At 45.1% G+C, this 8,312-nt stretch carries 12 protein-coding genes and 1 tRNA gene; 4 read left to right on the top strand and 9 right to left on the bottom strand.

Annotation, left to right across the window (positions count from 1 at the left end; translation table 11 throughout):
* Nucleotides 1-94: 94 nt before the first annotated feature.
* Nucleotides 95-739: a hypothetical protein gene (locus tag HA494_01000; protein NHV96359.1), complete on the bottom strand. Its 645-nt coding sequence runs from the start codon at nt 737-739 to the stop codon at nt 95-97.
* A gap of 155 nt (nt 740-894) precedes the next feature.
* Between HA494_01000 and HA494_00995 the strand changes: the two genes are divergently transcribed.
* The gene (locus HA494_00995; GenBank protein NHV96358.1) at nt 895-1,269 is read left to right on the top strand and encodes a PadR family transcriptional regulator; all 375 of its coding nucleotides are present in this window, start codon (nt 895-897) and stop codon (nt 1,267-1,269) included.
* On the opposite strand, the gene HA494_00990 is transcribed toward HA494_00995, so the two are convergent.
* Nucleotides 1,266-1,592, bottom strand: coding sequence for a MarR family transcriptional regulator (locus HA494_00990; protein ID NHV96357.1), 327 nt, complete (start codon nt 1,590-1,592; stop codon nt 1,266-1,268). The two genes, HA494_00995 and HA494_00990, sit on opposite strands and share 4 nt — an antisense overlap.
* A 112-nt stretch (nt 1,593-1,704) precedes the next feature.
* On the opposite strand from HA494_00990, the gene HA494_00985 reads away from it, so the two are divergent.
* Together HA494_00985 and HA494_00980 are read left to right on the top strand one after the other, a co-directional pair.
* Nucleotides 1,705-1,806 (top strand) — tRNA-Phe (locus tag HA494_00985).
* A 129-nt stretch (nt 1,807-1,935) separates the two neighbouring features.
* Nucleotides 1,936-2,358, top strand: a complete 423-nt coding sequence (locus tag HA494_00980) for a RidA family protein (protein NHV96356.1) — start codon at nt 1,936-1,938, stop codon at nt 2,356-2,358.
* 96 nt (nt 2,359-2,454) lie between these two features.
* Here HA494_00980 and HA494_00975 read toward each other — a convergent pair whose 3' ends face one another.
* From HA494_00975 to HA494_00960, 4 genes are read right to left on the bottom strand one after another with little or no spacing between them, the layout of a single operon-like run.
* Complete coding sequence (locus tag HA494_00975; protein ID NHV96355.1) at nt 2,455-2,787, bottom strand: winged helix-turn-helix transcriptional regulator; 333 nt, start codon at nt 2,785-2,787, stop codon at nt 2,455-2,457.
* 2 nt (nt 2,788-2,789) lie between these two features.
* Complete coding sequence (locus HA494_00970) at nt 2,790-3,944, bottom strand: NAD(P)/FAD-dependent oxidoreductase (protein ID NHV96354.1); 1,155 nt, start codon at nt 3,942-3,944, stop codon at nt 2,790-2,792.
* Nucleotides 3,945-3,946: 2 nt separating this feature from the next.
* Nucleotides 3,947-4,186 (bottom strand): sulfurtransferase TusA family protein, encoded by a 240-nt coding sequence (locus tag HA494_00965; protein NHV96353.1) that lies wholly within the window; start codon nt 4,184-4,186, stop codon nt 3,947-3,949.
* A gap of 12 nt (nt 4,187-4,198) precedes the next feature.
* Nucleotides 4,199-4,615 (bottom strand): peroxiredoxin, encoded by a 417-nt coding sequence (locus tag HA494_00960; protein NHV96352.1) that lies wholly within the window; start codon nt 4,613-4,615, stop codon nt 4,199-4,201.
* Nucleotides 4,616-4,769: 154 nt separating this feature from the next.
* Between HA494_00960 and HA494_00955 the strand changes: the two genes are divergently transcribed.
* Complete coding sequence (locus tag HA494_00955; protein ID NHV96351.1) at nt 4,770-5,000, top strand: hypothetical protein; 231 nt, start codon at nt 4,770-4,772, stop codon at nt 4,998-5,000.
* A 144-nt stretch (nt 5,001-5,144) separates the two neighbouring features.
* On the opposite strand, the gene HA494_00950 is transcribed toward HA494_00955, so the two are convergent.
* The 3 genes from HA494_00950 to HA494_00940 form a co-directional block, all read right to left on the bottom strand.
* Nucleotides 5,145-6,086, bottom strand: coding sequence for a metallophosphoesterase (locus tag HA494_00950; protein ID NHV96350.1), 942 nt, complete (start codon nt 6,084-6,086; stop codon nt 5,145-5,147).
* Entirely contained in the window at nt 6,083-6,868 is a 786-nt protein-coding gene (locus HA494_00945; GenBank protein ID NHV96349.1) for a hypothetical protein, read from the bottom strand. Before HA494_00945 ends, HA494_00950 begins: the two co-directional genes overlap by 4 nt.
* A gap of 224 nt (nt 6,869-7,092) precedes the next feature.
* Nucleotides 7,093-8,259 carry an APC family permease gene (locus HA494_00940; GenBank protein ID NHV96348.1) on the bottom strand — a complete coding sequence of 389 codons (1,167 nt, stop codon included), beginning with the start codon at nt 8,257-8,259 and terminating at the stop codon, nt 7,093-7,095.
* Nucleotides 8,260-8,312 lie beyond the last annotated feature (53 nt).

Below are 8,312 nucleotides of genomic sequence, written 5' to 3'. Positions count from 1 at the left end.
TCTCTTGGTATATCAACATATGTCTGCTTTGACTGTTTGAGGGCAGACTTGAACCCCAGATAGAGTCGAAGAAGCAGCAAACTCGCTGAGAGCGCTAGAAGGTTAGAGGTAAAGACCAGCTTCTCCCTTCAAGCCCTTTTTTCTCATGCTTTATGACCTTCAACTCCATCGTATAATCATCTTTCCCCCTTAACTCATAGATAGTTGAGCTTCTGATTTTCGTTAGCATACCACCAGGGTATGAGGGTATCCACATATCTTCTCTGACCTTCTTTAATCTAAGTAGGCTTGTTGCTAGGATCGCCCCCCTGTTAGCTCTGATGTGCTGCGATAAGAGGGCTAGGTATAATCCTATTCTCCAATTTACTTCGGAAGGTTTGCTTCTGGTGGCAAGTATGTGGTAGAATGCTGGTATAGAATCCAAGATTATGAGCTGCGGCTTCTTAGTGAGAGTTGAGCAAATGATTGAGATATACTGATCTAGTGTGTGGCTCTCTGGGTTGTAAACGCGGAGGTTTTCAGAGTTAGGTATGCTGAGTAGGCTGAGGTTCCTATACACGGTAAAGAAGGTGTCAAGATCAAAGTAGTGAATAACCCAATCGCTTTCAAGCGTCGCTTTAACCAACCTCGCTATAAAATATGTTTTAGCGAAAGGTTTGTCAGACAGCAGAAGATTCAGCCCTCCCTCTAAAGGTCCAGCAGAAGAGACATCAAGCGAATCAAACCCTGTCCTTAGCACCTTCTTTCCACAAATTCTATGGTTAAGTTGCTTATAACGCTACCGCAGTTACTGATGTTCAGATATTTTAGCAAAGTTAATATACTGCTAAATAGTATATTATGCGGGGTAAAGATGGTTAACTGCAGTAAAAATATAGTAGGAGGCGAACGACCCTGATACCGAACGTAGATATCAATATAAGCAGAGAAATAAGATATAGATGTGTAAGGAGCTTCCTCGACTTCATAATCCTGGGTCTTATCAAAAAGAAGCCCATCTCAGGCTACGATGTAATAACCTACATCTACGATAGATTCCAAATACTACTAAGCCCAGGAACAGTATACCCTACCCTAAGCACCCTAGAAGAACAAGGCTACATAACCAGCTTTAACGAAGCTAGAAAGCGGCTCTATGCGCTAACCAAGAAAGGTGAAAGCATCATAAACCAGATGGCGATAGAGTATCTGAAATGCTACGTTCAGCTCGATACCCTATCTAGGCTTCTGCTAGGCAGCAACCTTACCGACACTACTTTGATGGTCTAGGTGCGCTGGTTAAGAGCGTAGATAGGGTGCCCGCTGAAACCGCCCTCTTTTCTCAGCAGCCCTTTCTGATAGAGGCTTCTTAATGTGGCTGACGCCACAGAAGCTTTTACGCCAAGCGCTTTTGCCGCAGCGTAGACTGTGATAGCTTTCAACGGCGCTAATGTGTTCAGAATCTGCTCTTCGCTCATCTTCATTTGTAGTGTGCCTAGCTGTTTGCTCTGCTGCTCACGCTTAACCTCTTTGCGTTTCTGCTGAGCCTCCTCCGCCTCTTTACGTTGCGCCTTCTCCATACTCGCTAGAGGCTTCTTCTTTGCCCCGCCCATCCTTCGACACCACCTTTTAGACGCTTAAGCTAAGCCTATAAACCTTCTTAACTGCTTGTTGAGTCAGCTTTCAGAAAGTCTTATAGCGGTTAAGCCAGAAACCCTATGTTGGGCCGAGGTAGCTCAGCCTGACAAGGCGGGCTAAGGAGAGAGGTAAGCCTCTAACACCCGGCTGAAGACCGGGCTGTCGCAGGTTCAAATCCTGCCCTCGGCATATTTTAAAAAGTAGACAGCTTTTAACTCTCAACACATCATGACAGCGATGATCTTAACCTATTTTTTACCTTCTTCGTGTGATCGCAGGAAAAATTTAATAAGAAGACTTTGATTATTTGTGACGAAATTGGTGGAGATAAAGAGGTATCCTCTCTATTATGCTGGGCGGCGTATGCATTGGGCGAAGGGTGCCGTCGCTGGAGGGTTTGTTTTCCTCGCGGGAACCGAAGGAATCGATCCTGAGACATTAAAGCCTGTTGAAGGTATAAAGGCGCAGACGAGATTGGCATTGGAGAAGATCAAGCAGAGACTGGAGGAGATGGGATCTTCACTCTCCAACATCGTAAAGCTGACCTACTACATAGCTGGGGAATTTCCAGAAGGCATCGTAGCTTCTCAAAAGTACCAGGAAATGGCAGAGGCAAGAGACGCATTCTTCAGAGAGAATGGTATCGACCCATCAGATATACCATCAGATCTAATAGGCGTGACGGCGCTAGGTCGGAAGGGCATGGAGATAGAGATTGCAGCCATAGCGGTACTTCCTTGATGTTCGCACAGCAAATTTTTATTCTCAACATTCGTTATGCTCCCTAATCCAAAGTCTTCAGAAACGCCTTTCTCGTTATAAAATGAGTCTACTAGGTTACTGTTTAAATGGAATGAGTTTACTTTCTGCTTCTAACTGTTCTTGTAAGATCTGCTTGAGGAGGTTACAGGCTTCGATTATCCTTGGGTTGGCTAATGAGTAGTAAACGCTGTTACCGACTCTTTTAGCTTCTACAATCTTCTTACTTCTAAGTATGGTTAAGTGCTGAGATAAATTGGCTTGATTTACCCCAACGAGGTTTGCAAGTTCTGTAACAGTCTTCTCTCCCGTCTTAAGCAGATTAAGGATCTCGATTCGAATAGGATTTGCGAGAGCCTTACATATCTCCGCTTGCATATGGTAGATGCGCTTGTTAAGCGTATTCTCCATTTTTAGAACCTACCTGAGGGAACGGTCCACCAATAGAGCTTGTTAAGTATTACCTTTCCTAGGTAGGCGCTTCGAGTTAGAGTTGAAGGTGGCTTAGGTGGGTGTGTGTAGTCAAATGATAGCGAGATTCCTTTTTTAAACCCAGCATCACAGAAACAGCGAACCTTACCATCATACACTCTAAGATCACCATAACCTTTTATCTGCGCTACGATGTTTTCAGCAACCACTTTAGCTTCATAGTGAGCTGTCGCCCCTGCTTTTGAAATAGGAATATCGGTCGCATCCCCAACCACATAAATGTCATTAAAACCCTTTGCTTTAAGCGTGTATTTGTCAGTAGGAACCCAGCCGCCTCGATCACCTAAACCAGAATCTTCAATAACCTTAGCCCCTCTATGTGGAGGCACAAGGATCAACAGATCGTAGTCCACCGATTCACCTTCCAAAGAATACACCTTCTTTGCTCGTGGATCAACGTAATCCACGTTGAAAAAGGTTCGGTATGCTATCTGCTTCTCCTCAAAGATCTTTGTCACAAATGGGCTGACCGACTCCAATGGGAAGACTCTAGGTAGTGGAGAGAGGAATTCTATCTGCACCTTATCGCGTATCCCTCTTTTTGCAAAGTAGTAGTCGAGTTGACAAGCAGCCTCTGCTGGCGCTGGCGGGCACTTATAAGGCAAACCACCCACACCGACAACAACCTTACCTCCGTTAAAGTTCTTTAACGCCTGACGGAGTTCTTCAGCCGCATCAGCCTCGTAGAAGTGATGCGCACCCTCTCTCAAACCCTTAACCTCTTCAGGAACGATTCGTGAACCAGTCGCTATCACTAAGTAGTCGTAGTCTAAGTGTTCACCATCGGCTAAAAGCACTTTACGATCCCTAGGATCTATCTTAACAGCCTCTTTCATAATAAGCTTAACATTCTTGTTTAGAAGACTCCTCTCATCTTTAACGATATTATTGACCCGCTCTTCGGCGAAAGCAACATATACAAATCCGGGTTGATAAACGTGCTTCCCAGACTTATCTACCACCGTGACTTCTGCGTTCCCTTTTAATCTCCTGGCTACGATGTTAGCCACTATTGTGCCTCCAACGCCGCCTCCTAAAACCAAAATTTTCTTCAACGGTAAACCACTTGTGTCGATTGTTACTTAGCTTTCTTCACTAGGAATGAGGTGTAGCCTTCTTTTTCGGTGATGCTGAGAAGAATATGCCCCGCCTTTGAAACCCAAAGAGGTATGTCCCGCTTAGATCCCTGGTCTGATGAAAGGACTTCTATAACCTCTCCTATCTGCGCTTCTTTCACAGCTCTAATAAGCTCCATTAGAGGACCTGGGCAGAAGCTGCCTCTCGCATCTACGGTTCTGCTTACCTTTATTTCAGCCATCTTCTTCGCCTCTTAGATGAAGAGGGTTATTTTGGAGTCCTTGGCTATGTCTATGAAGCTTCCCACTCCAACTACATCGTCAACAATGTCGTCCAGATGCTCCTTGGTCATCCCCATCAGATCCATAGTCATCGAGCAGGCGTGTATCTTAACATTACCAACACTTTTTGCCTGCTTTAAGATATCATACCAGGATGGTACATTCTTAGCCTGCATCATCTTCATCATAGCCTCACCCATTTCTTCAAAGTCTTTGCTTATCTTCGTGTTCTGTTTGATCTGATCTTTGCGGAAGGCGTTTAACCCCCAGAATGTTATGAAGATCTCTACATCCATACCCATAGCTACCGCACCAGAAGCTAGGATGCTGACTGGATAGAGTTTGTCTACTGTACCAGAAAAGACGATCATACTCAATTTCTCAACCATGTCCCATCAATATTAAACTATTAGCATCATCTAATATTCCTATAGTCTATAGAATCAAGTTCGTATAGAGTAGTGATGGCTAAGCATAAGGAATATATAATGCGGAAAAGCCACTCCACCCATGGCTGCAGAAAAGCTGTTTAGGAGGGGCCAGTTGGGCGAAACCCCTCAAGGTGAAAAGCTGCTCGTCAACGAGAAAGGCATGGCTTACCTTGTCAGCGACCCTGTGATCGCCATATGGAGCTCCTTTGAAGGCAATACAGCGGAAGAGGTTGTGCAAGAAGTTGCCGCTGTGATCGGACGTGATCCCGGCGAAGTCAGAGAGCCGATTATGCAAATCGTCTCTCAGCTGAAGGAAGCCGAGCTTTTAGCGTCTGGCGAGTAGTTCCTATAAGCCTTGGTGGTTGCTTAGCGCTCTGCTGCCCTCTTTACCCAAAAGGGGGGTAGGTAGTGCATCGACTATTTTGTCTACGCAAAGGTATCGGAGGGTGGCAGGGACAGACTGTGTTTTTTTCATCTGCTAGCTAAATCATCCTTCTGTTAGAAGATATTGTTTAATACCCTCCTGCTTCAGCTCAATAAAGGCTCCCCGCAGAATACCCTCTGAATATTCACTTCCCGGATTTATACATAGGGTTACCCCTATCTTAGCAAAGCCCCTTGACTCATGAATATGGCCGTGAAGACCTAAAAGGGGCTGATAACGCTCGATAGCTGCCCTTACTGCAGTAGAACCCACAGGAATCATCTCAGGCGTTCCAGTCGCGCCCACAATAGGTCTGAGGTTTTCATCCAGCTTGGGTGCAAGATCTATGCCGGAATTAAAAGGTGGTACATGGAGGTTGAAGATAGCTCGTGTTGGCTCATGGAGCTTTGAGGTCATGCTCTCTATCTTCTCAGCAAGCTCCTCTTCTGAAATATCCCTTGGGCACCTCCAAGGTGTGATATTTGAGTAACCGGATGTTATCATCTCGTGACCATCGATATCCACCACAGCTCCCTCTGGATTGATGATGTATGGGGAGCTCTTTAAAACCTGCTCTACTTCGTAGAAGTCGTCGTTACCCCCGGAGATATATACCTTAACGCCCATCGGTTTCAACCTCTCCTTAATAGTATTTAGCCAGTTATCTAGTCTTGTTAATATGAGCCTCTTGAATAATGTCTCGAGCTTCTCTCGATCACTTCTTAGCTCTTCCATCTCTTTCTCGGATGTTCTATAAGCATAGTTCCCCGTATCTGCTACGAATTTCTCGAATTCTGTGAGCTGGTTGGATTGAAGCTTATAGGTGTTGCCAAAATATGTTGCTTCGTAGAAGCTTCCTTTTTCGATTATAGGTATAACCATCTTTCCAGTTATATCTCCACCTAGAATGAGGTGATCTACTCTATAAACTTTGGCTGCATTTACAAACTTCATGAAACATCTTTGGGAGCCATGGATGTCTGTAGCGAAGAATATGCGTGTCAAACGCTACGCCTCACCGCCTCTTCTACATCTTCGTACCACTTGATTCTCGAACCTACTTTTGACCTAAGCTTCCAGCTCAAAGATTTAGGTGTCTTCTCAAGGAAGCTTAGAATATGAAATATCTTTCTCCTCACCTCTTCTTTGTCACGTTCCCCTAATATGTTGAAGCCAGCCAAGTAACCCAACACCCTCTGCAAGTTTTGTGTCACAGTATAGTAGAAGCCCCAATCTCTTGAAAGTATTTTAGCGATTTGGCTAATATTTATCGTTTCATCGTCAGAATCCCCAACTTCGTGGTCTAAAAGCAATATTATGACAACCTTAATATCTTTTTCAGCTATCTTAATGATCTGCATCTTTTCAAGAAACATCTCAGCCAAGGGGATCGTCTCCTTTTCGATAGCTAGGCGCTCTTTAAACTCAATGGTATGGCTCATCTGTAGTTTATCAAGGAAGACGTCAACGTGTAGCAAGGGATTATCTTTCTTCGTGAAGATGAGTCTACCTAAGAGTGCGGTCTCCATATATGTTGAGACATCATAAGTGTATCCAATGCTCTTAAATAATCGTGTAACTTCATCACGTTGGCTACTGTAGCCTACGAAGTCGATGTCTGTAAGAGGCCTATTTGCCTTCTCAGCTAGTTTTACGTAGCTCGGGCAGTGCTTCATAAATGCGAGGGCGCCGATAAGCTTCAGAGTGACACCAGATTTTAAGGCCTTATCTAAGATTGTTGACGCCTCTGCGAAATACTCATCATACGAAAGAGGACGGCTGCTCAACACTATCTAAGCTAATCTACTCGCTATATATTAATGTGTTGAGGGATTGTCGAGATAACGTTCTCTATTTTGTTCGCTCTGTTTGGCGTGATGGCTTCTCATTCTTTCCAAACTCTCCTCGTATCTGTCAAATAGACTACTCTTGACAACCCCGAATGAGAAAGATCGTAGCTAAAAATATGAGATGGAGCTTCTAGCCGACTCTACTTGTGCTGTTTATTGATTTAATCGACTGGAAGCTCTCTGTGGGCTAGGTGAAGCTCTATACCCTTGCGTTTGTGATATACATAGGAGATTGCGTATATGACCGGCCCGGCGAGTAGTAGAACAATAACAAGTAGTGTTGAGTAGATTACGCCCTCAATCGGTAGGGTTCCTGTATACTCTGGTGTAGCGATGGCGTAGCCCATTAGAATCGAATAGGCCATCGTTATAACACCAAAGATGCTGAGAAGAGGTATACCTCCTACCCTCTTCTTCACCACTTCAGGCGCCGCTTCAAATAGGTCCCGGCGGAGATATGGGAATAATGTTCCAGCGAGTCCGACTATTGTCCACGCGACGGACCAGCCTATGCCCACATAAACTAGATACGCGGCGAGTGTTGTTTGGGCGTAGAGGAAATTCCATACTTCAGCAATTATTACGGCGAGAATTATACAAATCCAAGGTGCACCGGTACGCCGAGTTAAAGCGGAGAAGCTAGCTGGAAGAACTCTGTCAAAAGACCAGGCGAAGATGTTGCGGCTGAATACGAAGATAACTGATATGGGAAAAGTGAGGAAGCCTATGAACCACAGTAACCCAGTAGCCGTGATTAAGGGCACGTTGTCTGTCACATAACCCATAAGTGCTAAGGGATCTGGCATGGCGTGTGGCAGTTTATATACTTCGCTACCCCTCCTCCAAACCCATACAAGGCTATTGAATAAATCAGGCCCGGCTGTATAGTAGAGTGTGGCAAAGATCCCTGCACCTAATAGGAGGAGAACAATCAGGCTACCTAATACTGCAATCGTCTGAGCCCGAGCCATCTTAGGAGCCTTTAATTCACCTACAAAGTAGGCAGAGTTTGTGTACCCCCAGCTATTCTGAAAAGCGAATGTCGCTCCCAACAGCGTTCCCGAGATGGTGAAGCCTAAGAGTGCCCCACCTTGTTTAGCCGCCTCTACAACCTCCGAGGGTTCGATCCCGTGCGCACGAAGTCCCGTAATAAGCGCTTCCCTTCCACCAGCGAGAAGAGTTAAAACTAAAAGTACATAAGCGATCAGGTTACACGTGAACATCCCCACTATAATCTTTGTTAAAGCTCTTGTCCCAACGAGGGGCATAAGTCCAGCTAGAAGTATTATGATGGCTCCTGCGTAGTATCCCATCATCGGATTAGCCATAGACTGGCCGAGCGCTATAAGCCCTTCATTATGAGTTGCTAAGCCAACAGAGA

The organism is Nitrososphaerota archaeon (assembly GCA_011605775.1).
Lineage (GTDB): Archaea > Thermoproteota > Nitrososphaeria > Nitrososphaerales > JAAOZN01 > JAAOZN01.
Note: the sequence above shows the minus strand (reverse complement) of the source record. Positions and strands in the feature narration are given on the sequence as shown.